Below are 22899 nucleotides of genomic sequence, written 5' to 3'. Positions count from 1 at the left end.
TATGAGTCAAGATTCTACTACTTTATTTAAGCTCTTTCCTCTGCTCGCTGGACTTCTTGTTTCGGTGTTTTTACTTGTGGGTCTTGTGAGCGGCATTCTTTACTTTGATTCGGTAGGAGTAAAAGCTCCACTAGAGAATCTGACTGTAGTTCCTGAGGAAAAGGTTATTGCAAAAGTTCCTTCTCTGATGGATCCAAATGGGATGTGGGTAGCACCCGATTGGCCTTCTGTTGATTTAGAACCAAATGCTGATGAGATCAACTATGGCCGGGAGCTAATTGTAACTACTTCAGAATACCTAGGGCCAAATGGGAAAGTCAAGAAGATCTCAAACGGCCTGAATTGTCAAAATTGCCACTTGCAGGCGGGAACATTGCCACTAGGAAATAATTATTCTGCTGTCAAGAGTACTTATCCAAAGGTTCGTGGAAGATCCGGGAAATCAGAAGATATACAATCGAGAATCAATGGGTGCTTTCAGCGCAGTTTGAATGGCGAGGGGTTGGCGAATGATAGCAAGGAAATGAAAGCCATGGTGGCATATATGAACTGGCTTGGGAAAGATGTGCCAAAAGGAGAGAAGCCAAAAGGTGCAGGACTGTATGAAGTCCCTTTGCTCGAAAGAGCTGCTGATCCTTTTAAGGGTAAAACAATTTATGAGAGTCAATGTGCGGTCTGTCACATGGTCGATGGGCAAGGACTGATGAAAGCAGATGGGTCTGGATATACTTACCCGCCACTTTGGGGAGAGCATAGCTACAATCAAGGCGCTGGTCTTTATCGTTTGTCAAGATTTGCAGGGTACGTGCGTGCTAATATGCCTTTCGGCGCTACCTATGAAAACCCAATTCTATCAGATGAGGAAGCTTGGGATGTGGCTGCTTATGTCAATAGTTTGGAAAGGCCAACTCGGGAGTTTCCGGATGACTGGCCGGATATTTCTAAGAAGCCAATGGATCATCCGTTTGGCCCATATTCTGATGGTTTTTCGGAGGAGCAGCATAAGTTTGGGCCTTTTCAGGCGATAAAAGAAGCGTCCAAAAAATGAGAAGATTCCTGTTTGGATTTCTGATTTTAGTCCAGTTTTCCGTTTTTGCGCAGCAGCCAGAGAAAAAACTGAAGGTTTCACCAGATGTTCATTTTAGAATGTTTTGGATGAATACCGCCTACCCGAATGAGGAATATAAGGAGGATTATGCCTTAGGTTCCAGTTTGAATTTGGGTGCTAAACTTTATTACGATAAAAATTGGGAATTCCGTGTAGGCTATAGGGTTTTTGGAAATCTCTGGAGTAGTGACCTACTAGCACCAGATCCGATCAGTAGAGGCAATAACCGATATGAAGTTGGTTTGTTCGATCTGTTAAATGAAGAAGACCGATTTTTCGGGAAGTTAGAGAATTTATCTGTAGGATACTCCACTTCCACTTGGGGGGTAACTGTGGGTAGGATGCCTATAGAATCAGATTGGATCAATGCCCAAGATGGCAGGCTTTCTCCTACAGGAGTCGAAGGGGGTAATGTGTGGTTGAGTACGGCCAATAAGTGGAAGTTCTCTGCCTGGGGAATCTCAAAGATGAGTGTCCGAGGGACAAGTGAATGGCTTTTGGTAGGTGAAAGTATTGGGGTCTTTCCTGTAGGTAGAAATCCAGATGGTGAGGCCTCGCAATATGCTGGTAAAACAGAAAGTGATTGGATTGGGATTTTGGAAGCGAAAAAAGCATGGGAGCATATCGATTTATCCGTTTCCAATACCATAGTGCAGAATATTTCAAATACACTTTGGATTCAGGGAAATCGTAAATGGACACATGAAAGTACCGGAGTTGTCTGGCTTTGGGGAATTCAGACGGGTTTTCAATCTGGTCTTGGAAATGGTGGAAATGGAAATCAATTATTCCGGTATAAAAATCCAAAAGACAAAAACTGGGTAGTTTCTACCAGAGTTGGGTTCAATAATTCTGCTTGGAATCTTCATTTAAATTATTCTAAAGTTGGAGGGAAGGGTTTATGGCTCAGTCCCAGAGAGTGGGGCAAGGACGCTTGGTTTACCTTTATTCCACGTGAAAGGAATGAGGGGTTTGGCTCCTTGGATGCATTGACAGCCTTTGCTGAATATTCAATTCCCAATTCTTCAATAAAGCCTTTTTTTCATTTTGGTTTTCACTGGCTTCCAGCACTTGATTCCCCTTCGGAAAATAAATACAACATGCCATCCTACAGACAAATCAACTTAGGGGTAAAGTATTCTCCTGCAGTGATTTCAAAGTTAGATTTTCAATTACTTCTGATGAATAAGGAAGCTCTCGTAAACCAGGATCTCAAACCAACTCAGGAATATAACAAGGTGAGGATGATCCATATAAATGCAATCGTTAACTGGAGATGGAATTGATCCGAGATGATCTGATTTACAGCAGGTTAAATTTGTTGGGGATGATTGCTAGTGAATTCTACCATTTTCAGAATCTCTAGAAAAAGGGAATTTTTTAGCGCTTAAATTTTGCATTTTTGGAGACATATTTCTTATTTTTAGGCAACGAGTTTTGGATGAGATTAAGCGTTATTAGGATATGCGAAATCTTCTCCTCACCTTTGTACGCATAAAGGCGCTGTCCACGGATAACCTTTTTACTTGAAATAAAGTATGCGTTGATTATCAACCTGCTTAAGTAGCAAATTCAGGAGTTTCCCCTCGCAAGGTTTTAATTCTTCATCTTTCTACTTTTTTAATTCTTAAATGATTGATTTCATTTTTCGAATTAAAACCTGCAGAGAAAATCCCACGGGAAACAATAGTATTTACAATTTAATTTCAGTGCCATTAAGACAGTAAGGTTCTCAGAATCAGAATTATCTGAATTCTCCCAAACATTAAGAAAGCGAGTTTATGGACATTTCACGTCCACAAACAAATCGAAATACGGAAATGCAGAAATGGTTGTTAAAACCATCATCCTACTTTCCCTGTATGTCGTGCCCATTTCTCTTGTGATCACCGGCGTAGCTACTACTACCCTTCAATTATTTGGCTGCTATCTATTGTCCGCGTTCGGCATGGCAGGCGTAGGTATGGGAGTGATGCATGATGCAATTCATGGGTCTTATTCTAAAAACAAAAAAATTAACACTTGGATCGGCTATACGCTCGATATGGTGGGAGCAAGCTCCATGGTTTGGCACCTTCAACACAACGTGCTTCATCATAGCTTCACCAACATAGACGAGCATGACGATGATATAAATGCGCCTTTCTTTCTGAGATTCTCCCCGAATGCAGAGAAAAATGGGCTACATAAGTACCAGCATTTGTATGCATGGTTTTTTTATTCGCTTTCTACTATTTCATGGGTGACAGCGAAGGACTTCATCAGATTCACAAGGTATTATAATAAAGGCTTGGTAAAGGGTGGTGAAAAGGCTTACAAAAAGGGAATTGTCAAATTGATTTTCCTCAAGATAGCTTACTTCTCAGTCGTTCTTGGATTGCCGATTATCTTCTCTCCATTTTCTGCGGGATTGATAATCTTGGCTTTCATCATGATGCACTTTGTGACCGGGTTTGTGATTACGATGGTGTTTCAGATCGCGCATATCGTAGAAGTGGTTGATTTCCCTAAAGCCGATACCGATGGGGTCGTAGAGGGAGAAAGAATACTTCACCAATTGGCTACTACCTGCAATTTTGCTCCTAAATCAAAGCTACTGTTTTGGTTTGTTGGTGGGTTAAATTACCAGGTAGAGCATCACCTATTTCCTGATATTTGCCACGTGCATTATAAGGATATAGCTCCTATTGTAAAGGCTACCGCGGAGGAATTCAACGTGCCTTATTATTCAAAACCACATTTTTTAATGGCTGTGTTGGACCATTTTAAAATGCTCTATGTCTTGGGAAACGAACCCAAGATGGAGCCAATCAAAGCCTAATTTAGTCATGAATAGTAATAGAAACAGCAGTACAAGACCACCTGCAAACCAAAGACGAAATTCTCGTCCTGCAGGTAGGCCAGTTCAAAATAAGAAAAAAGAATCCAAGCTTGACCCAAATTTGTTTGTCAAAAAGGCTCAGCCTAGTGGACAGCAAGGATTCCGTTCAGAGACCCCTTTCTCCAGTGTTAAGCTGAATGCATCTTTATTGAGAAATCTAGAAGCAAAGGGATACGAAAGTATGACTAACATCCAGGAGCAGGCTATTCCTGCTTTGATGGATAGAAGAGATATTCTTGGGATATCAAATACTGGATCGGGTAAAACCGGAGCGTTTTTGATTCCGATTATTGAACATGCGAAGTTAGATCCTCAGAATTTTACCGCTTTGATCGTTACTCCAACTCGTGAGTTGGCGCTGCAGATCGAAGAGGAATTTAAGAGTTTAAGCAAGGGAATGAATTTGTATTCTAACACTTTTATAGGTGGAACTAATATCAATTCTGACTTTAAAGCATTGAGTAGAAAACTTCATGTAATTGTAGGTACCCCAGGAAGGTTGCTGGATCTTTCTAATCGTAAATTGCTGCATCTCAACCGAGTAAACACGCTTGTGTTGGATGAGTTTGATAGAATGTTGGATATGGGTTTTGTTCACGATGTGAAAAAACTCGTAAATTTAATGACTAAGAGAAGCCAGACTATGCTTTTCTCAGCCACATTGGAACCAAGCCAAAAAGCGCTTATCGATGGATTGCTTAACAATCCTGTTGAGATAAAAGTAAACACAGGTGGTACCACCAGTGAGAATGTAGATCAAGAGATTATTCGTGTGCCTGATGGTAAGAATAAGTTTGATATACTTGCTGATTTATTCAAAGGAGCTGATCTGGATAAGGTGATTATTTTCACTGAAACCAAAAGACTCGCAGATAAATTGAGCAAGCAATTAAATCAGTCCGGCATTAAGTCTGGGTTGATTCATGGTAATAAATCTCAGAATTTCCGTAACAGAACCATAGATGAGTTCAAAACCGGAATGACCCGAGTGCTGGTTGCAACCGACGTAGCAGCCAGAGGTATAGACGTAGCTGATGTATCCCATGTGATCAATTACCAGCTTCCCATGTCTATGGATAGTTATATCCACAGAATAGGCCGGACAGGCCGGGCCGGAAAAACCGGTAGGGCCATAACATTTGTCAATTAAAATCGCCGCAATGTCAAAAAACCAAAACACATTCATTAAAAAGCAAAAAGCAGAACTTAAAAAAAGAAAAAAGAGAGAAAAGCAAGAAAAAATGGCTGCTCGTAAGGATCAGCCGAAAAGTGGAGATCTGGACGATATGATTGCGTACGTGGATGAGTTTGGTAACATCTCAGACACTCCGCCGGAACCAGAACCACCGAAAAAAGAAAATCCGCAAAGGAAAGAGAATGCTCCTCGTAGAGAATATCCCAACAATGCACAACAACAAAATAATAGAAACACCAAATTTAAAAACGAGTAATCATGAATGAAGGAACAGTAAAATTCTTTAACACAACCAAAGGTTTTGGTTTTATTACACCAGCAGACAACAGTGAAGATGTATTTGTACACCACTCAGGTCTAGTACACGAAATCCGTGAGAACGATCACGTTACTTATGACGTAGTTCAAGGTAAAAAAGGCGTTAACGCTGTGAACGTGAAAGTAGCTAAGTAATTCCAGTCGGGCTTTGCCCAATTAAGAAATACAAAGTTCGATGCCTGCAGATCTATGATTTGCAGGCATTTTTTTGTCTTTAAAAGGAATGGCTATTCTTCCTTCCAAACAACTTCATTGGTCAGCTTCTTTCCAGCCTCTAGTTCGTCAAGGTTTTCTAGCGTAGTTGTCGCTATTTGTGCCAAAGCCTCATTGGTAAGGAATGCCTGATGTCCGGTAATAAGAACATTGGTGAAGGTCATTAGTCTGGCAATTGTTTCGTCCTGAAGGATTTCTTCTGAGCGATTTTGAAAAAATAAATCTTCCTCTTGCTCGTAAACATCAATTCCGAGATTCCCAACTTTCTTGCTTTTCAGTGCTTTTATCACCGCTTTTGTTTCTATAAGGGCGCCTCTGCTGGTGTTGATGATGATCACCCCATCTTTCATCTGAGCTAAAGTTTTTTGGCTGATCAGATGGAAAGTGTCAGGAGTGAGTGGGCAATGGAGTGAAATGATATCGCTGCTGGCCAAAAGCTCTTCCAGGGCAAGGTATTCAACACCGAGAGATGTGAGTTCCTCATTTTCGTATGGATCGTAAGCCAGAACTTTGCATCCCATCCCGAGCATGATTTTGCAGAATGCTCTTCCGATTGCCCCAGTTCCAATTACGCCAGCTGTTTTTCCGTTGATGTTAAAGCCAGATAGTCCTTCCAGTGAATAGTTGTTTTCCCGGACACGGTTATATGCTTTGTGTGTTTTCCTACTAAGTGTCATAAGGAGGGCTAAAGCATGCTCAGCAACGGCCTCAGGGCTATAAGCAGGAACTCTACAGATTTTGAAACCTAATTCTGCAGCTGTCTTCAGATCTACTTGGTTGTAACCTGCGCATCTCAATACAATAGTGTTCACACCCAGTTTACTTAACTTCTTGAGGGTTTTCTCATCCAAGTGATCATTGACAAAGGTGCAGATGGCGTCAAATCCTTTCGCAAGAGCTACAGTGTTGTGATCTAGTTTGGGTTCGAAATAGGTGAAGTCGTGAGATGATTCGGGTAAATAATGATCGAAACTCTGCCTATCGTAAGATTTGGTACTGAAAAAGGCAACTTTCATGTGTTTATAATTTGATTTTTAAAGGTCATATAGCCTGTCCCGAACTTGATTCGGGAGAATCTCGCAGGGTGCTAATCATCCGGCTGTGTGTCGCTTGCGTCATGCTCGATTTCATAGTCAGTTCTTTTGAAGTTGATAGATGGAAAAGCGGGTGAACTCCTCCTCAATGTCCGAATTTTCAGGTTCTTGTACCAGTATTTTGTTGTCAGGAAGTGTGAATTTTAGACTGCTCTTTATTCCTGGGAGTTCATGCGTGAGTTGCTTTCCATCTTTGAAAATCAGTATTCGTTGCTCATTTTCATCAAATTGTCCAACATAGGGGTCCTCTTCAGAATTTCTACTTTCATACTCTGCTTGTGATATGCCAGTGAAATATTGAAGTAAATATGTGTTGTCTCCAAAGCTGAAAAGCTTTTGATTTCTCGCGGATAATTTATTCAAAGTGATTGCTCTTTCATCTGAAAAAGGAGTGCCAATAGGTAAAGGGTCATACGTGAGGAATTCAGAATGGGATATTGGGATGGTACGATTAAGCGTCAATCCAGGCAGATCGTAGATTAATATATCAGTATCTAAGTTTTGGACTACTGCCAATTCATTCTTTTCATGATCAACGGAGAATGATTTTCCCATTAGTTCTGGATAGATATTCTCGGTGGAATTGTAGATGGAATTTTCAGCATATGGGATCACTGATTTCACATTACCATTCTGCATGTTCAGTTGGTAGAAGTTTTGAAGTGTATCCTTGCCTTCCTGATTGTGGATTAAATAAGTTGCAGTAAAGTAATTACTTGGACCTACCAGTAGAAATGTTGTGTCACTATTTTGGTAGTATGGAGGTTTTCCGAATGGTGTATTTGCACGGATTGGTAGCGGTGACATGATTCTAAACTGCTGCAATACCTCATAATTCTTGTCGTAGCTGAAAACGGCGAAAGGTAATTCCACTATTCTTTGTCCGTTAGGTCCAAACCCTAGTCCGATCGGATTCCAGTTTCCGTAAAGATTTGGTCCTTCACCTTTCCTGTTTGTTCTTTTTAATATTTCACCAGTTTCTGAGATTTCAAGTAAGTCGTCTTCACTTGTGGAGTAGCCCAAAAAGATTTTTTCCTCTGAGCTGTAATCCAAGATGTTTATTCTGGTGAGATTATTCACCTGAAATGAGTCAACTTTAACAAGTTCGTAGATTCCTTCTCTAGATTCAGTGGTCTCTTCATTACTTGAAGTACAGCTGACATTTATGATGAAGAGGATACAAAGAAAGAGAGGGATAGCGTAGCGTGTGGTTTTCATTTATTCTGATTTCGTAGATCTACTAAAATTTCGTTCAATATAGATTGAATAGTACAAAATGCCTATTTTCTATAAATTATGCTGCGGTAAAGCTAGCTATTGCCTGGAGATGTAGAATTTTTTGTTGAATCTCCCTAGATTGGAAAAAAATCCAACAACTATGAAAAAACTTATTTACTTCCTTCCTTTAGTTATGGCACTTTCCTGTGCTCCAAAAGAGGAAAAAACCACCGAAATAGAAACCAAAGAAGAAATCCAAGAAGTACCTATGACTGCAAAACCTGATTCAGTACTACGACACAATGTTTACTTTAGCTTCAAAGAAACATCCTCACAAGAGGATATTCAATCTGTGATTGATGCTTTTCGTAATCTTCAAAACGAAATTGATGGGATTGAGGATTTTGAATGGGGCACAAACTCCAGTCCCGAGGGCTTAAACCAAGGCTTGACTCATGCTTTTACACTTACTTTCTATACCGAAGAAGCAAGGGACGCCTATTTGCCGCATCCAGCTCATGAAGCTTTTGGAGCGATTCTAGGGCCACATTTGGATAAGGTGACGGTAGTTGATTATTGGACTAAGCCTTAATCATTGATCATACGGTAGGGCAGATCCATCTGTCTTACCGGTGTTTTTGACAGTAAGAACTTCTGTCACCACAAAATTGCTAGTTCCTCTCCAAGGCAGCATTCCATTATATTCCTTGTATCTAAGCTCAACAAACTGGCCTGAGGCTCTTTCTAGCTGAGCAGCTACTTCATTATCTGTCACGCTGAACCTGAATTCGTTGCTTTGTAGTCCGCCTGCTGTAGGGCTTTGAAACCCTTCCTGAACAACACGTCCTTCATAGGTTTTGAAAACTACCCCTTTTTTCACGAAGTAGTTCAAGCTTCCTGCTTTTACGCCCTCCCCAAATACGAAGTAGAATTTATACCAAAATATCCCAGCCAAAACTCCGATTAAAACAATACCGGCAATCCACGCGAATTTTTTCATCTGTGTATAATTTGATTTTTAAAGGCCATATGGAATCTCGCAGCGATTATAATCATGCCAGTGTGTGACTTTTTAGTCATGCTCGATTTCATAACGAGAGTAAGTTTGCTTAAAGATAGATATAGGCTTGATTTTTATGTATAAAAGCCATCAAAAAAAATAGCCCTAAATAAGCTAATAAAAAAAGACTACCCGAAAGTAGTCTTCTTATTACAGCGTTAATCAACCAACCAGAGATAATCTCCATATCCCTGAGCTTCCATCTCCTCTTTGGGAATGAACTTCATCGCTGCTGAATTCATGCAATAGCGTAAGCTGGTCGGCTCAGGGCCATCGTAGAATACATGGCCTAAATGACTTTTTCCAAATTTGCTTCGAACCTCTACTCTTAGCATCCCCAGATCGTCGTCAGTTGGTTTATCCAGTGCTCTTGCATCGATTGGCTTAGTGAAGCTCGGCCAGCCTGACCCTGATTCATATTTGTCTTTTGAACTGAAAAGCGGAGCTCCAGAAACGATATCCACATAAATTCCTTTTTCATGATTGCCGTTGTATTCATTCTGAAAAGACAATTCTGTAGCATCTTCCTGAGTTACCTCATATTGCAGATTTGTAAGTGTCTTTTTCAACTCTGATTTGGACGGAGCTTTGTATTTTTCATCTGATAATTCAGGCCAGTGAGCTTTGATGAATTTGTCACGACCTGATCCACTTCTGTAGGAATAATAGTCTTGAGGGTTTTTCTTATAATAATCCTGATGGTAATCCTCGGCCGCGTAAAAATTAGTGTATTTGATAATTGGGGTAGCGATAGGTTTTTCGAATTTTTCCGACTTATCCAACAGTTTTTTTGATTCCTCAGCCACTTTTTTCTGCTCGCTGTCATGGTACCAAATAGCAGATTCATATTGGGAACCCCTGTCGTAGAAGGAACCTCCTACATCTGTGGGGTCGAATGTCTGCCAGAAAATGTCAACCAACTCTGAGTAGCTGATCACTTCAGGATCGAAGGTGATCTGTACAGCTTCACGATGAGAGGTTTTCCCGCTGGATACTTCACCATAAGTAGGATTCTTCTCTTTGCCTCCTGCATATCCCGAAATAGCGGTGATTACACCATCTACTCCTTCGAAAGGGGCTTCAACACACCAGAAGCAACCTCCCGCAAAGGTGGCTAATTCTGTCTTGCCCTTATACTCCGCTAGTTTGTCCGAGTCTGTGGAGGCTCCTTCGTTTTTCACAGAAGTATTTCCACAGGCAAACATTAGAGCCACGATAAGTGATAGCATTGGGGTGATAATTTTATTTGAGGTTAACATCTTTTTGGTTCTTTTTTTGTTTTGGGTGATATGGTAATCTTTATACACCAAACTCAATTTAAGCAATTCTGTTTTTGGGTGCAGTGTATATAGTGTTTCAATATGTTGAATTACGAGATGAAACCGTGCTCGGTTTGTCTTATGGATTACATTTTGAGTGAATTCTGATAAACCTGTGTCTTATGAAATTAGCTATTCCTTTCGTTTTTCTTCTGCTTTTTCTATCAACATTACAAGCAAATGCGCAGCATAAAGGTTCGGGTTTTGGTTTGAAAGGGGGATTGAGTTACAATACTTCTGGCAAATATTTCAAAGATGCGGGATCAATTTGGAAAGATCCGGGAAGTTCCGCAGGTTACCAGTTTGGGGCTTTTTATAAATTGGCTTCGTATGATATTTTCTTGAGACCTGAAATGGTTTACACCCATTCCAAATTTGACTCAGGCCTCGGGGAAGTGAAAGCAAATCGCTTAGATGCTCCTGTGATGGTAGGAATGCATTTGTTCAAACTATTCAGTATAGTTGGAGGGCCCTCTTTCCATTATATCTTGGATGATAATTATGCGGATTACTTTAATTCTCCTTCGGATAAAGATCTACTTTTTGGCTATCAGTTTGGGTTGGGTTTGAATTTTGGCCCTGTAGGATTAGATCTAAGATATGAGCGTGTTTTGAATGATCAGAAATTAAATTTTGATCAGGTGATCAAACGAAAGGAAGATTTTAGATCTGAGCAAGTGATTTTGGGACTGTCTTATCAGTTTTAGTCTGCTAAAAATGGAGTAAATATCTCTTTCCAAAGCGCATAACCTTTTTCATTCATATGGAGGTTGTCCTCGATGAAAATATCTGATCTAGGTTTGCCTGTGTCATCCAACATAATGTCCCAGATGTTTACAATATGCACCTTGTCATGTGTGGTTGCGTACTGACGGATCAGATCATTTAAAGCAAGATAGGAAACCTTCTTGTCCCACCTTGATGGACTTGGCTTTGCCGCGATGAGGTTTACAATAGTATTTGGATACTTTGACTGAATTTTGGTCACCAATGCATCCAGGTTCTTCATGATTTCTGATATTTCCTGCCCTGCATTGATGTCGTTGTCACCTTCGTAGATGAACACTTTGGAAGGCTCAAAGCGGAGAATAGTTTTGTCCAAATGCATCAACAGTTGATCGGCAGTCGAACCGCCAAAAGCTGAGTTTATTATTGCTACATCGGGGAATTGATCTTGAAGATTTTTCCACATTCGCACACTTGAACTTCCTGTGAATACGACGCTTCCTTTTTTCCAGCCTGCATCATCTATTTCTTTTGCCCTATTATTTACCTCCTCTTGGAAAGGGAGTTCTTGGGCAAATGAGAATTGGACTAGGAAGAATAAAAGGAAGGCGGAGATTGGTTTTTTCATTTTTAAATATACACATGTAGCCGTGGAATTTCCAGTTCCTTTTATTTGAATAGAACTTGCTGAACAAAATCGTGCAGATACCGCGCATTTTCGTACAGTTCGTACATAATCAGAATTTGACCAATGGGGAATTGTTCATCTTTTAATCACAGTCAACAGCCATTGAATGATCGCAAAGCAACTTTTTTTTAGTATTCGTCACATTTGGGCTTGAAAATTCTGAAGTCCATCTTTTTGGTGAAGTTTTAGCGTTGTATTTATTGATATCAACCCAATTTTCCCGCATGAAACAACTTACTCGTTTTTTCTGGTTTTGCAGTGGAGCCAATTTCTCCCTGCTCAAGCGATCACCCACGGAGTCTAATAAGTATATAGGTATCGGGGCTACGGTGTTTTTCACAGGAGTACTTGCCGCTTTGGCGGCTGGATATGCTTTGTTTACTGTTTTTCAGTCTATCTGGCCTGCGATCTTTTTTGGCCTGCTTTGGGGCTTGATGATATTCAATCTGGATCGATTTATTGTTTCCAGTATGAGGAAAAAAGAAAACGCTTGGGGTGAGTGGAAACTTGCTATTCCACGATTGGTATTGGCGGTCTTACTTGCGTTGGTCATATCAAAGCCATTGGAATTGAAAATGTTTGAGCGGGAAATTGATCGGAAGATTGATGAGAAGAGAACGGGATTTATAGCTGAATCGAAGCTAAACTTAGCTAAGGGGTTTCCAGAGATTCAAGAGTTAGAAGCTAAAATTGACACTCTAAATGCGGAAGTTTTGGACTTCGAAAAATATAGAAATCAGCTTCAGGTTGAATATGATGCAGAGCGTTTTGGAGAAAAAACTGCCAGCACAAGCGGAATAGTTGGTCTTGGCACAAATGCAAAAAAGAAGGAGGGACAACTTGATGCGGCTCAGGTGACATTGAATGAGCTGAGAGTTAGAAATCAAGTTCGAGTAGATACTTTGGAGGCCCAGATTCGGGGTTTTGTGGCTTTGCGTCAGGCTGAATTTGAAAAGCAGCAACCTGGAATCGACGGCTTTGATGGACTCGCCGCCAGAATGGAAGCTCTGGACGCATTGACTACGGAGAGCTCAGCGATGTCCATGGCAAATGTTTTTATCATGCTACTTTTTATAGCGATTGAGACTGCTCCGATTTTTGTTAAATTAATTTCACCTCGTGGTCCTTATGACGAATATCTGGAATTGCACGAGGATAAAGTCAGACTCTTTAAAGATGAGAAATGGACTTTTGCAAGAGGTGAATCGGAGTCAAGAGTAGGCTACTTCCAAGACACGCATTTCTATGCGACAGATCTACAGAAGGAGAAAACTAACCGAAAAAATAAAGCTCAAACTGAAGCTGAAATCTCTAAAATTGAATCTGATTTTAAGAGTTAGTCAAAAATTAGATTTTGTATTGGGTTTTTGATATCCTGATTTATAGCGTTTTGTAAAAAAAAAATGTAAGATTTGGATAAGTTACGTATAGAAAATAATATCTTTACGTACATAAATTTCAGCGTTATGGATACTAAAGTCACCTTATCATTCAACAAGGATGTAATCGATCGTGCAAAGTCATTTGCTGAGGAGCATAACATCAGCCTTTCTAGACTGACAGAATATCTCTATTCGCAGATTACCTCCAAAAACTACAAATCACTAGAAGATCTGCCGGTTTCGGACTGGGTGGATTTTGTGGCGGAAGGTCGCGTCGAATACCGGCGAACTCCAAGCAGAAAGGAACAAAAAGATGAGTTCTTTTCTTCCAAGAAATGAAAGTCTTCCTTGATGCTAATGTGATTATTTCAGTTCTCAACAAGGAGTATCCATTATTTCCCATTTCCTCACGAGTGCTTAGCTTGGCAGACAGAGGAGGGGTTCAGCTTTATACTTCCCCGATTTGCCTAGCGATATCCTTTTATTTTTCTGAAAAGAAATCTGGATCTGATATGGCAAAGCTGAAGATTGAGATGCTGTCAAAGAAACTTTTGATGACTGCTGTGGATCAGGAGACCGTCAGTGACACTCTTTCAAATCGTCAAGTGCAGGATTTTGAGGATGGATTGGAGTATTATTCTGCATTGGGGAGTGAATGTGAAGTTATTGTCACCGAAGATTCTGACGGTTTTTATTACTCACAAATCCCAGTGTTGGGATGTGAGAAGTTTTTGGAAGAATACATCTTTTAAGTTTCTTTAAATCGTTTGGGCCTTTTTGATTACGGCATCGAGCTGATCCATGGTGCGCGTGACAGATTTCCATTCTGCGAATCCGACTATTTTCACCATAAAAGACAAGAATTTCCCAGGGTTGATTAGTTTGTTTGCAAGCATGGCGATGTTATGATCTCGTTCTAAAATAGAAGCATTTCTGTCTTCGCAAGCATAATATTCTCCTGCATATTTCCATGCGCCATCTCTCGCGAGTTGGATGGAGAAATTGAGTAGCATTTCATCGCGGCCTTTTGCCAATGGGATAAGCCATCCAAAAATCGGAGAAACTGTGCTGATATTGGTTTTCACTCCATCTACTAATTCTGCGAGAACAGCATTTATTTTGTTGAAATCGTTTTGAATGCCGACGATGGGTTCTGATCCCATCGTGTCAGCGGCAGAAATTCCCAGATCTAAATTGATGTGTGCATTGATGCCAAGGAATAAATGCTGAAGCACAAGATGCTTACTTTGCTTACTCGCCTCAAAAGCTAGCTGCCAGCTTTCGGTTGGTTTTTGGCTTTTCTTCCAAGAATCATAAGCCTCAATGAATCTTCCAGCGAAAAGCACGTCCAGACGTTCCATCCTCGGATTGTCCTCAAATTCACGAACTAAAATGCCATCCCGGATTCTGCGTGTTACCTGTCTATAGAGAATGGCAAAGTAGCCGATGCGTGATTGATCACTTCTACATTCATCTACGATTTGATCCATACGGACCAGTACTTCATCTATGGTTTGCATGACTATTTGATAAAAAAGTTTTCGAGAATATCGCCTACGTAATAGGCGACAAGTGCTGCCAATAGGCCTAAACCAACCGTTTCGGCGATACTCTTTATTACTGAGGTTTGATTTACAATGGATTTTAACGCTCCTATTACTACAAATGCCAATCCGGTAAGCATACTTGTCCAGAAGAAAGTGTTGATGTCGGCAGGGTAGAAAAAGGTCCAGAGATAAACTAAAAGAGGTATAAAACCGACGATCAGAAATGAGATAAAGGTAGCTAGTCCAATTTTGAAAGGACTTTTGGCATCCTCCATCAGATTCAACTCATCCTTCATCATCTCAGCGACCCAGAGGTCTTTGTTTGAGGTGATTTGATCCACTACTTTCTCCAACAAATCCCCTTCAAATCCTTTGGCTTTGTAAATAGCTTTGATTTCTTTTCGTTCTGTATCAGGTAGATTTTCTACTTCCCAGTATTCGATTGATTCGTGTTTTTTATAATTTTCCTTATCACTTTTGGCAGACAAATACGCTCCTACTGACATGGAAAATCCATCAGCGAGCAAATTGGCGAAGCCCAGAATTATAATGATACCAGAGTCAAGGTTTGCTCCGAATCCGCCAGCTACCACAGCAAAGGTCGTTACCGCTCCATCAATTCCCCCATACACAAATTCTCTAAGGTATTCCTGAAGTTTTTGGAAATATTTGCTTTCCTGATGGATTTGCGCTTCGTTCATTAGTTTAGGTTTTCTAAGAAGAATCTTTTAACATTTTCGCCCATTACCGCAGCGATTTCTGGTTCGCTAAATCCAGCATCCAACATGCCTTCCACCAAGAGCGGAAAGCCCGTGATATCAAAAGGAACGGCTACTGAGCCATCGTAATCTGAGCCCAGGGCAACATGTTCTATTCCTACTAAGTCACGCACATGTTTTATAGATGCGATTATATTTGGCAATTCTGGTACTCCAACCGCCTCATCGAAAAATGCAATTCCAATAATTCCACCATTAGTAGCAATTCGCTGAATCTGGGTATCACTCAAATTCCTTTGTGAATCCAAAACTGCACGAACACCAGTGTGCGATACCATCACTGGCTTAGTTGTCATTTCTAAGACGTCATCTATAATGGAAGGAGAGCAATGGGCTAGATCTACGAAAATTCCAAGTTCATTCATTTTTCTAACGACTTCCTTCCCAAATTCAGTCAAGCCTGCTTGACTTTGTCCATGGGCTGAGCCACCTAATTCGTTGTCAAAGAAATGCGTCAGTCCAATCATTCGAACTCCAGCTTCATAAACAAGGTCTAAATTTTTAATTTCTCCCTCTAGTGCATGCGCACCTTCTATTCCCAGCATGCCGCCGATTACCGATTTGTCTTTTCTTCTGGATTCTAAAAGTCTGCTTAGATCTGATTTGCTTTTGATCAAAATTGCTTTTCCTTCTTCCTCATTTATAAATTCTGCCAACTGTCGGGACTGGGAAAGAGTGCGGTTGATCAGGCTAAACCAGTTGGCTGGCGATTCTCCTTTTGCAATTGTGAGCGGTGTAATGTTGTCAAAAGCATCCGCTGTGTTGCTTTTCATATTTTGCCCGGCAGGAGATTTGGAAACAATGGTGAACATCTCCAATCCTACGTTGGCTTCTCTCATTCTCGGGAAATCCACTTGGCCTCTACTTCCTTTTTTGGTTAAGTCTCTTCCCCAAAGTAATGCGTCGCAATGTAAATCTGCTATAAAATCCAGGCGGTTATAGATTGCTTGAGCTTCTGTGGAGACAGAGTAGGGTGGGGGTGATTTGACTGGGTTTCTTCGGGATTCTATGTAAGGAGGTATTATCAGCGTAGCGGCAAAGTATATCGCTGCGATTGCGCCCAATACAATAAATAATTTCTTCATAATAAGTGGTTACACTTTTGAAGATACTGAAAAATAGGTTTTGAACTGAAAAAATTCCTTTATGAAGAGATAACAGAGGTTTTTGCTAGTTAAATAAAGATTGGGGGTCGCAAAGACATCTCTTATGTGAAAATATCCCAAAAAATAATTATTTGTTTTTGGGCGCTTTAAAACATTTTCCTTATGTTTATCGAAACATAAAGATCAAAAAAACAAATACACAGCAAGGATTACAAAAGTATATTTGGTTTTAGATGATTGACAATAGACCCACTCTCGGGGGCTTTTTCCAAAAAGCCCCCTTTTTTTATGGCTATATTTTTTAACATTTTGTTAATATTTCAAAAGGTGGTTTAAAAAATCTTTGATTTAGATCAATTTTCTGTTAAGATTCAAAAAACTGGTTTAAATAAGTCAAAATATGTTAAAGAGATGTTTTGAATTGAAAATTTGGCATAAATGGAAAAGGCATTTTGAATATTTGGGATAAACAGAATTTATAAATGATTTTACCACAAGGTTTTTTTGAAGATTCGCAGGTAGTCGGGTTGGTATTCTTCTAGAATGGGTTCTCTCGGTTAGAGTTTCAGAACTTTGATTACTGAGGAATAACCAGAATGTTACAGAAATCAGGAAGTTGCTCTACTTTACTTAAGGATCCTCGGAGCCCAATTTTCGAAAAAGTGTAGTTAAATGGCTTTAGCAATTCTAATATATCTTCCGGAAGATACCCGCCAGCTATACAGGCATCCTTATTGATTTCTAAGAGAAGTATTGGACGGTGCTTTTTAAGTGTGTTGAGAGCTCCTTTGAGAACCTGAAGTTCTGCTCCTTCTACATCTACTTTGAGGAAGTTTACGTCTTTTATGTTTAGCTCCTGTAATTGTTGGTCTAGGGTATCAAGCTCTATTTTTCCCAATTCAATGCTGAACTTATCGGTATTGTAAATGGTGTTGGTTCCCTCGTTAGAATCCTCACTTGCGTAAAGTATCACTTCTCCCTTTTTATCCGAAAGTCCTAGCTGAACTGGAATAATTGACTTTTGAAATGATTTATTGAGTCGGATGTTTTCTTTCAATTGGCCAAAAAGCTGAGGCATAGGTTCAAAAGCTACTACTTTTCCCTGATCTCCAACTTTCCTCGCTGCCCAAAGTGAATATTCCCCCTGATTTGCTCCCACATCGATGAAGGTATCTCCAGCTTTTAAGAATCTCTCCAAAACGAAAATAGGGGCCCAATCGTGCGCACCTCGCCAGTAGATTGCATTACCCATCTGTTTGGCAATGTCCACTTTCATGGATACGCCTCTAAATTCAAAATTTCTCCAGTTTTCAGTCTTGCTAGATGAAGAGAAGAATTTTCGAAACAATTTGGTGACAAAAAAACCACCGGGAATCACATATAAATTCCTTGAGAGTTTGCTTAAGAAGTGTTCCATTAGTGGGTGTATGACTCGCCTGTAAATCGCTCTAGAGACTCAATTAAATTCTTTTTTCTCCGCGCCAGTGAGTAGTTGGCTTGAATATGAAGTCGTGAATTTATGGAAAGTAAATCTTTATTGGGAGCGTTGAGCGCTTTATCAATGATAGGAATCGCGGCTTCTAGTGATTTTTTCCTGATTATAAATCCTGAATCACCAACGATATTTGGTATGTGATTTGTGTGAGCCCCTATAGGAATAGCTCCGCAAAGCATTGCTTCACAGAGCGCACAGCCAAATCCTTCGAAGCTGGAAAGCTGAAAGTAAAATTCACATTTTTGATACCAAGTTTTTAATTCCTCTGGCGAAAGAAATCCAAGAAAATGTACATTATCTGTGTTTTCAAAAGCTATTGCTGAAGGCTGCACACCTGCAAAATAGAAACTGCAGTTCGGGTATTTCTTAGCGATTTCAAGAATCAGATCACCACCTTTTAAAGTGAATTGGCTGGGAGACATGACTGCCAAGAAGCTGTTTCTTATTCGCTTATTGTGAGTAGGTAAGGTCCATTGATTTTCGTCAAGTCCATTATAAATCACTTCGGTTGGCGTTTCGAGTTTAGGGAAATGATGATGAAGTCCTTGTTTTTTGGAGGTGATCTCAGGATCGAAGAGCAACTCAGTTTCGATCAGGGATTCACTCACTGGAAAGATTGCTGCGGCTCGCCTGTAACTGAAATCACAAATTCGCTTGAGTAAACTGATGCGAAGACTTCCATAGTTGATTTCTGGAATGGACGCGCAATCAGTGCCGTGGGTGATGATAAAGACTTTTTTGAAAAACACCTTTCCGAAGATGGTGGCCCAAAAAGCCCAATAACCTCCAAAATTGACCAGTATAAACCTTGATCCCGAGATGTTGAAAAGCATATCGAAAAACTGTCGGATGAAATTCAGTGGTGCAAGCTTTTTATTGCCCCAAGGCTGATTGATAACCTGAACTCTAAAGTACTCTGACAGCATTTTGATGTCACTTTTGACAAATGACTGCATGGATGGAGTGATGTAGAGGATTTTGGTTAGACTCATCTAGATGTAGCGGCCTCAAATAGTCGTAACTAAATTAATTCCAGTACTTTTAATTTCAAGTGCAAAAGGGTTTTTGGAATTGAAATCCTCAGTTTTAATAGGGTGTGGCTCAATCCTCAAATCTATTGAGCGCCTCAGTTTACGAAGTTCATTTTGAGTGGTAAAAAAGTCATCCATGTGATCTAAAACAAGAGCTATATCCAAATCACTTTCTTCCTTTTGAGACCCTTTGGAATACGAACCAAACAGAAAAGCGCTTCTTAGCCCAAATTTTTCCGGGATGCTTTCAATGTATTTGTTAAGTATATTTATAATTCGTTGATCAGCCATTTTCTGAGTTTTTCTATTCTATTGATCCAGATTTCTGTAAACTCCTTGGTGCAAAGTTGATGAAAATCCTGTTTGTAATTATCATAACGAACATTTAGGTTAAAAGTAGTAATTTCATCAAGCCAATCTTTCTGCTCTTCTGAAGCGTCTAAATTTGTTTGCGAAGTTAATCGAAGTAAATCATGAATAAATATTGGATGTTTCTTATTAGACTTGACATAATGAGCTTTCAGTAATTTTTCTAGTACCAAATGTCCAATAAAAAGACTTCAGTTATAGTCTTTCGATTTGAATAAATTGTTCATTGTCTGATGATTTTGTTCAGAGGAATTCACCCAATATTCTATGATCCGTTGAATATTTTCTATTTTGTCAGACATGATTTTTACGAGCTAATTTAGTATCTAAAATAGTTCTTATTATTAAAGCAAAAAAGCTCAACCTATCACAGGATGAGCTTTAAATATTGATTATAATGTCTTTATAAGACCACGTTGACTATTTTGCCTGGCACTACGATCATTTTCTTAGGTGCTTTACCTTCCAGCCATTTCTGAACGGTTTCATCAGCCAAAGCTGCCTTTTCGATTTCTTCTTTGGAAAGCGAAAGGTCCAAGTTGAGTTTTGCTCTCATTTTACCATTGATCATCACCGGATATTCGAAAGCACTTTCCTTCAAATAACTTTCGTCAAAAGCCGGGAAGGTAGCTTCCGTGATGGAACTTTCATGACCCAACAAGCTCCAAAGTTCTTCAGTAATATGCGGAGCATAAGGTGATACCAATAGTGCCAGTGGCTCTAGGATCTTACGTTTGTTGCTTTTCAGAGCTGTGAGTTCGTTAACACAAATCATAAAGCTGGACACAGAAGTGTTGAAAGAGAAGCTGGCCATGTCTTCTTCCATCTTCTTGATGGCTTTGTGTAGGGCTTTGTATTCTTCCTTGCTTGGCTCAGCGTCCGGAACCTGGAACTCACCGGAATTGCTGTGGTATAGATTCCAGAGTTTACGAAGGAATTTGAAAACCCCATCGATGCCGTTGGTGTTCCATGGTTTGAATTGCTCCAAAGGACCCAAAAACATCTCGTACAATCTCAAGGTGTCTGCGCCGTATCGCTCGATGATGTCATCAGGATTAACGACATTGTACTTGGATTTGGACATTTTCTCAACTTCAGCTCCGCAAATGTACTTGCCGTCTTCCAGGATGAATTCAGCATCTGCCAAGTCAGGTCTCCAGGCTTTGAATTTATCCAGGTTTAGCTGATCGTTGTAAACGATATTCACGTCCACATGCATTTCAAAAGTGTCATACTGATCTTTCAATCCTTTGCTCACAAATTGATTGGTTCCTTTAACACGATACACAAAGTTAGATCTGCCCTGGATCATGCCTTGGTTGATCATCTTCTGGAATGGCTCGTCTATGCTCACTACTCCAATATCATAAAGGAATTTGGTCCAAAATCTGGAATACAATAAGTGCCCAGTAGCGTGTTCGGAACCTCCTATGTATAAATCTACCGCTCCCCAGTAATCTGTTTTTGCTTTGTCAGCAAAGGCAGTTTCATTCTTTGGATCGGTGTATCTGAAGAAATACCAGCTAGAACCGGCCCAGCCAGGCATGGTGCTTCTTTCCAAAGGAAATTCGCCTTCAGGAGTTTTATAGTTCCAGTCTTTTGCGCGAGCAAGTGGAGGCTCTCCGTCCTCAGTTGGCAGGTATTTATCTACCTCCGGCAAAACCAAAGGCAGGTCTTTTTCTTCTACTAAATACGGAAGTCCATCCTTGAAATAAACCGGTAGTGGCTCTCCCCAGTAGCGCTGACGGGTGAAAATCGCGTCACGCATTCTGTATTGGATTTTGCCTTTTCCGATGCCTTTTTCTTCTAAAAATTCAATGGCTTTTGCCATTGCATCTCTCATGTAAAGGTTTGAAATGAAGCCAGAATTGATAATCAAGCCACCTTTTCCCGGAAATGAACCATCCTCCATGGAGCCATCGATCACTTGTCTGATTTCTAGATCGAAGTGCTTCGCAAAATTGTAATCCCGTTCGTCATGCGCTGGTACTGCCATTACAGCACCAGTTCCATATCCAGCCAAAACGTAGTCGGCCACCCATACCTGGATTTCTTCTCCGTTGAATGGATTGATCGCATAGGATCCTGTGAATGCGCCAGAGATGGTTTTAACATCACTCATACGCTCACGCTCTGAGCGGTTTTTTGCTACCTCTATATAGGCTTCAGCTTTTTCCCGTTGGTCTTCTGTGATCAGTGCGGCCGCCAGATCAGATTCTGGTGCCAAAGCCAAATAGGTGACACCATATATAGTATCCACACGGGTTGTGAAGACTTTGATCGTTTGATCGGAATCTTTTACCTGGAAAACCACGTCAGCTCCAATGGATTTACCAATCCAGTTCCGCTGCATTTCTTTGATTGGCTCAGACCAATCTATTTTCTCCAGACCTTTTAATAAGCGATCAGCATAGGCAGTAATTCGCATGGACCACTGCATCATTTTCTTGCGCTCGACAGGATGTCCACCGCGCTCAGAGAATCCGTCTTTCACTTCGTCATTAGAAAGCACAGTTCCCAAGGCTGCACACCAGTTAACGGTGGTTTCTGCCAAGAAAGTGAGTCTGTATTTCAAAAGCATTTCCTGCTTTTCCTTTTCGGAGTAAGCATTCCATTCTTCTGCGGTAAACTTTGGGGTCTCGTCGTCACAGACAGCTTTTACATTCGCATTTCCTTCTTTTTCAAATCTAGAAATCAACGAATCTATAGAAAGTGCTTTGTCAGCATCCTGATCGTAGTAGCTATTGAAAAGCTGCATGAAGATCCACTGCGTCCATTTATAATAGTCTGGATTGGAAGTTCTCACTTCTTTACTCCAGTCGAAGGCAAAACCAATATTTTTTAATTGCTCGGTGTAGCGGGTGATATTTTGCTCGGTAGTAATCGCTGGATGTTGACCAGTTTGGATAGCGTACTGCTCAGCAGGCAGGCCGAAGCTATCGTAGCCCATCGGGTGCAATACGTTGTATCCTTTCAATTTCTTAAAGCGGGAGACAATATCCGAGGCGATGTAGCCCAGTGGATGGCCCACGTGCAGACCAGCACCGGATGGATAAGGGAACATGTCGAGAGAATAGAATTTAGGTTTGTCAGGATTTACCTTGGCAAGGAAAGTTTGGTTGTTTTCCCAGTAAGCCTGCCATTTTTTCTCTATATCCTTAAAGTTGTACTCCGCCATGATTGTCTTTTTTCTTATTTTTTAGCTCAATGCCTGCAAAAATAGAAAAATTGGCGGGCTTTTGAATTCAAATTGGTAATTGATCCTCAGTAAGCTGTTTTGATTGTTCACAAGCCTTAATTATTTCCTTAATTATCTTTCAATTTTCAATCTTCGAATTTTCCAATCCAAACCCTTACCTTTGCGGCATAA

The 22899-nt window shown here is 40.4% G+C and carries 24 protein-coding genes; 11 read left to right on the top strand and 13 right to left on the bottom strand.

Features of this window, described 5'->3' with window-relative positions:
- Position 1 precedes the first annotated feature (1 nt).
- The 6 genes from BM386_RS05000 (at position 2) to BM386_RS04975 (ending at position 5637) form a co-directional block, all read left to right on the top strand.
- On the top strand, positions 2-1048 hold the full coding sequence (locus tag BM386_RS05000) for a c-type cytochrome (RefSeq protein ID WP_091692000.1): 1047 nt from the start codon (positions 2-4) through the stop codon (positions 1046-1048).
- The gene (locus BM386_RS04995; protein WP_091691999.1) at positions 1045-2394 is read left to right on the top strand and encodes a hypothetical protein; all 1350 of its coding nucleotides are present in this window, start codon (positions 1045-1047) and stop codon (positions 2392-2394) included. The genes BM386_RS05000 and BM386_RS04995 overlap by 4 nt, the downstream gene beginning before the upstream one ends.
- A 542-nt stretch (positions 2395-2936) precedes the next feature.
- A complete protein-coding gene (locus BM386_RS04990) occupies positions 2937-3929 on the top strand; it encodes a fatty acid desaturase family protein (protein WP_091691998.1) in 993 nt (330 codons plus the stop codon).
- Between the two features lie 7 nt (positions 3930-3936).
- Entirely contained in the window at positions 3937-5139 is a 1203-nt protein-coding gene (locus tag BM386_RS04985; RefSeq protein ID WP_091691997.1) for a DEAD/DEAH box helicase, read from the top strand.
- Positions 5140-5149: 10 nt separating this feature from the next.
- Positions 5150-5440 (top strand): cold-shock protein, encoded by a 291-nt coding sequence (locus BM386_RS04980; protein ID WP_091691996.1) that lies wholly within the window; start codon positions 5150-5152, stop codon positions 5438-5440.
- A 2-nt stretch (positions 5441-5442) separates the two neighbouring features.
- Complete coding sequence (locus tag BM386_RS04975) at positions 5443-5637, top strand: cold-shock protein (RefSeq protein ID WP_086501652.1); 195 nt, start codon at positions 5443-5445, stop codon at positions 5635-5637.
- A 92-nt stretch (positions 5638-5729) separates the two neighbouring features.
- Here the strand turns inward: BM386_RS04975 and BM386_RS04970 are convergent, their stop codons facing one another.
- Entirely contained in the window at positions 5730-6731 is a 1002-nt protein-coding gene (locus BM386_RS04970; protein WP_091691995.1) for a 2-hydroxyacid dehydrogenase, read from the bottom strand.
- A gap of 117 nt (positions 6732-6848) precedes the next feature.
- Positions 6849-8027, bottom strand: a complete 1179-nt coding sequence (locus BM386_RS04965) for a hypothetical protein (RefSeq protein ID WP_091691994.1) — start codon at positions 8025-8027, stop codon at positions 6849-6851.
- 160 nt (positions 8028-8187) lie between these two features.
- Between BM386_RS04965 and BM386_RS04960 the strand changes: the two genes are divergently transcribed.
- On the top strand, positions 8188-8619 hold the full coding sequence (locus BM386_RS04960; protein ID WP_091691993.1) for a Dabb family protein: 432 nt from the start codon (positions 8188-8190) through the stop codon (positions 8617-8619).
- Here the strand turns inward: BM386_RS04960 and BM386_RS04955 are convergent, their stop codons facing one another.
- Positions 8620-9027: a hypothetical protein gene (locus tag BM386_RS04955; protein ID WP_091691992.1), complete on the bottom strand. Its 408-nt coding sequence runs from the start codon at positions 9025-9027 to the stop codon at positions 8620-8622. It abuts the gene before it with no gap.
- Between the two features lie 218 nt (positions 9028-9245).
- Entirely contained in the window at positions 9246-10316 is a 1071-nt protein-coding gene (gene msrA / locus BM386_RS04950) for a peptide-methionine (S)-S-oxide reductase MsrA (protein ID WP_342029138.1), read from the bottom strand.
- A gap of 212 nt (positions 10317-10528) precedes the next feature.
- On the opposite strand from msrA, the gene BM386_RS04945 reads away from it, so the two are divergent.
- Complete coding sequence (locus BM386_RS04945; protein ID WP_091691991.1) at positions 10529-11113, top strand: outer membrane beta-barrel protein; 585 nt, start codon at positions 10529-10531, stop codon at positions 11111-11113.
- Here BM386_RS04945 and BM386_RS04940 read toward each other — a convergent pair.
- A complete protein-coding gene (locus BM386_RS04940; RefSeq protein ID WP_091691990.1) occupies positions 11110-11760 on the bottom strand; it encodes a GDSL-type esterase/lipase family protein in 651 nt (216 codons plus the stop codon). The two genes, BM386_RS04945 and BM386_RS04940, sit on opposite strands and share 4 nt — an antisense overlap.
- 284 nt (positions 11761-12044) lie before the next feature.
- Between BM386_RS04940 and BM386_RS04935 the strand changes: the two genes are divergently transcribed.
- The 3 genes from BM386_RS04935 (at position 12045) to BM386_RS04925 (ending at position 13954) form a co-directional block, all read left to right on the top strand.
- Positions 12045-13160, top strand: coding sequence for a DUF4407 domain-containing protein (locus BM386_RS04935; protein WP_091691989.1), 1116 nt, complete (start codon positions 12045-12047; stop codon positions 13158-13160).
- Between the two features lie 126 nt (positions 13161-13286).
- Positions 13287-13541 carry a DUF6364 family protein gene (locus BM386_RS04930; RefSeq protein ID WP_091691988.1) on the top strand — a complete coding sequence of 85 codons (255 nt, stop codon included), beginning with the start codon at positions 13287-13289 and terminating at the stop codon, positions 13539-13541.
- Entirely contained in the window at positions 13538-13954 is a 417-nt protein-coding gene (locus BM386_RS04925; protein WP_091691987.1) for a PIN domain-containing protein, read from the top strand. Before BM386_RS04930 ends, BM386_RS04925 begins: the two co-directional genes overlap by 4 nt.
- A gap of 6 nt (positions 13955-13960) precedes the next feature.
- On the opposite strand, the gene BM386_RS04920 is transcribed toward BM386_RS04925, so the two are convergent.
- The 8 genes from BM386_RS04920 to leuS all read right to left on the bottom strand — a co-directional run bounded on the left by BM386_RS04920 (position 13961) and on the right by leuS (position 22707).
- Complete coding sequence (locus tag BM386_RS04920; RefSeq protein ID WP_091691986.1) at positions 13961-14722, bottom strand: DUF5995 family protein; 762 nt, start codon at positions 14720-14722, stop codon at positions 13961-13963.
- A gap of 2 nt (positions 14723-14724) precedes the next feature.
- Entirely contained in the window at positions 14725-15450 is a 726-nt protein-coding gene (locus BM386_RS04915) for a VIT1/CCC1 transporter family protein (RefSeq protein ID WP_091691985.1), read from the bottom strand.
- A complete protein-coding gene (locus BM386_RS04910) occupies positions 15450-16613 on the bottom strand; it encodes a dipeptidase (RefSeq protein ID WP_091691984.1) in 1164 nt (387 codons plus the stop codon). The genes BM386_RS04915 and BM386_RS04910 overlap by 1 nt, the downstream gene beginning before the upstream one ends.
- A gap of 598 nt (positions 16614-17211) precedes the next feature.
- Positions 17212-18051 carry an FkbM family methyltransferase gene (locus BM386_RS04905; RefSeq protein WP_091691983.1) on the bottom strand — a complete coding sequence of 280 codons (840 nt, stop codon included), beginning with the start codon at positions 18049-18051 and terminating at the stop codon, positions 17212-17214.
- Complete coding sequence (locus BM386_RS04900; RefSeq protein WP_091691982.1) at positions 18051-19121, bottom strand: glycosyltransferase family 4 protein; 1071 nt, start codon at positions 19119-19121, stop codon at positions 18051-18053. The genes BM386_RS04905 and BM386_RS04900 overlap by 1 nt, the downstream gene beginning before the upstream one ends.
- 15 nt (positions 19122-19136) lie before the next feature.
- A complete protein-coding gene (locus BM386_RS04895; RefSeq protein ID WP_091691981.1) occupies positions 19137-19451 on the bottom strand; it encodes a nucleotidyltransferase domain-containing protein in 315 nt (104 codons plus the stop codon).
- Positions 19430-19702, bottom strand: coding sequence for a HEPN domain-containing protein (locus tag BM386_RS24095; protein WP_211482886.1), 273 nt, complete (start codon positions 19700-19702; stop codon positions 19430-19432). The genes BM386_RS04895 and BM386_RS24095 overlap by 22 nt, the downstream gene beginning before the upstream one ends.
- Positions 19703-19932: 230 nt before the next feature.
- Positions 19933-22707: a leucine--tRNA ligase gene (leuS, locus tag BM386_RS04885; protein ID WP_091691980.1), complete on the bottom strand. Its 2775-nt coding sequence runs from the start codon at positions 22705-22707 to the stop codon at positions 19933-19935.
- Positions 22708-22899: the final 192 nt, after the last annotated feature.

The organism is Algoriphagus locisalis (assembly GCF_900116615.1).
GTDB classification, from domain to species: domain Bacteria; phylum Bacteroidota; class Bacteroidia; order Cytophagales; family Cyclobacteriaceae; genus Algoriphagus; species Algoriphagus locisalis.
The sequence above is the reverse complement of the archived record's forward strand: the minus strand, read 5'-3'. Positions and strand labels throughout refer to the sequence as shown.

Bases quoted from the DNA above. Each gene is read 5' to 3' on its own strand.
- BM386_RS05000 (WP_091692000.1), top strand. From the start codon at position 2: ATGAGTCAAGATTCTACTACTTTATTTAAGCTCTTTCCTCTGCTCGCT.
- BM386_RS04995 (WP_091691999.1), top strand. From the start codon at position 1,045: ATGAGAAGATTCCTGTTTGGATTTCTGATTTTAGTCCAGTTTTCCGTT.
- BM386_RS04990 (WP_091691998.1), top strand. From the start codon at position 2,937: ATGGTTGTTAAAACCATCATCCTACTTTCCCTGTATGTCGTGCCCATT.
- BM386_RS04985 (WP_091691997.1), top strand. From the start codon at position 3,937: ATGAATAGTAATAGAAACAGCAGTACAAGACCACCTGCAAACCAAAGA.
- BM386_RS04980 (WP_091691996.1), top strand. From the start codon at position 5,150: ATGTCAAAAAACCAAAACACATTCATTAAAAAGCAAAAAGCAGAACTT.
- BM386_RS04975 (WP_086501652.1), top strand. From the start codon at position 5,443: ATGAATGAAGGAACAGTAAAATTCTTTAACACAACCAAAGGTTTTGGT.
- BM386_RS04970 (WP_091691995.1), bottom strand. From the start codon at position 6,731: ATGAAAGTTGCCTTTTTCAGTACCAAATCTTACGATAGGCAGAGTTTC.
- BM386_RS04965 (WP_091691994.1), bottom strand. From the start codon at position 8,027: ATGAAAACCACACGCTACGCTATCCCTCTCTTTCTTTGTATCCTCTTC.
- BM386_RS04960 (WP_091691993.1), top strand. From the start codon at position 8,188: ATGAAAAAACTTATTTACTTCCTTCCTTTAGTTATGGCACTTTCCTGT.
- BM386_RS04955 (WP_091691992.1), bottom strand. From the start codon at position 9,027: ATGAAAAAATTCGCGTGGATTGCCGGTATTGTTTTAATCGGAGTTTTG.
- msrA (WP_342029138.1), bottom strand. From the start codon at position 10,316: ATGCTATCACTTATCGTGGCTCTAATGTTTGCCTGTGGAAATACTTCT.
- BM386_RS04945 (WP_091691991.1), top strand. From the start codon at position 10,529: ATGAAATTAGCTATTCCTTTCGTTTTTCTTCTGCTTTTTCTATCAACA.
- BM386_RS04940 (WP_091691990.1), bottom strand. From the start codon at position 11,760: ATGAAAAAACCAATCTCCGCCTTCCTTTTATTCTTCCTAGTCCAATTC.
- BM386_RS04935 (WP_091691989.1), top strand. From the start codon at position 12,045: ATGAAACAACTTACTCGTTTTTTCTGGTTTTGCAGTGGAGCCAATTTC.
- BM386_RS04930 (WP_091691988.1), top strand. From the start codon at position 13,287: ATGGATACTAAAGTCACCTTATCATTCAACAAGGATGTAATCGATCGT.
- BM386_RS04925 (WP_091691987.1), top strand. From the start codon at position 13,538: ATGAAAGTCTTCCTTGATGCTAATGTGATTATTTCAGTTCTCAACAAG.
- BM386_RS04920 (WP_091691986.1), bottom strand. From the start codon at position 14,722: ATGCAAACCATAGATGAAGTACTGGTCCGTATGGATCAAATCGTAGAT.
- BM386_RS04915 (WP_091691985.1), bottom strand. From the start codon at position 15,450: ATGAACGAAGCGCAAATCCATCAGGAAAGCAAATATTTCCAAAAACTT.
- BM386_RS04910 (WP_091691984.1), bottom strand. From the start codon at position 16,613: ATGAAGAAATTATTTATTGTATTGGGCGCAATCGCAGCGATATACTTT.
- BM386_RS04905 (WP_091691983.1), bottom strand. From the start codon at position 18,051: ATGGAACACTTCTTAAGCAAACTCTCAAGGAATTTATATGTGATTCCC.
- BM386_RS04900 (WP_091691982.1), bottom strand. From the start codon at position 19,121: ATGAGTCTAACCAAAATCCTCTACATCACTCCATCCATGCAGTCATTT.
- BM386_RS04895 (WP_091691981.1), bottom strand. From the start codon at position 19,451: ATGGCTGATCAACGAATTATAAATATACTTAACAAATACATTGAAAGC.
- leuS (WP_091691980.1), bottom strand. From the start codon at position 22,707: ATGGCGGAGTACAACTTTAAGGATATAGAGAAAAAATGGCAGGCTTAC.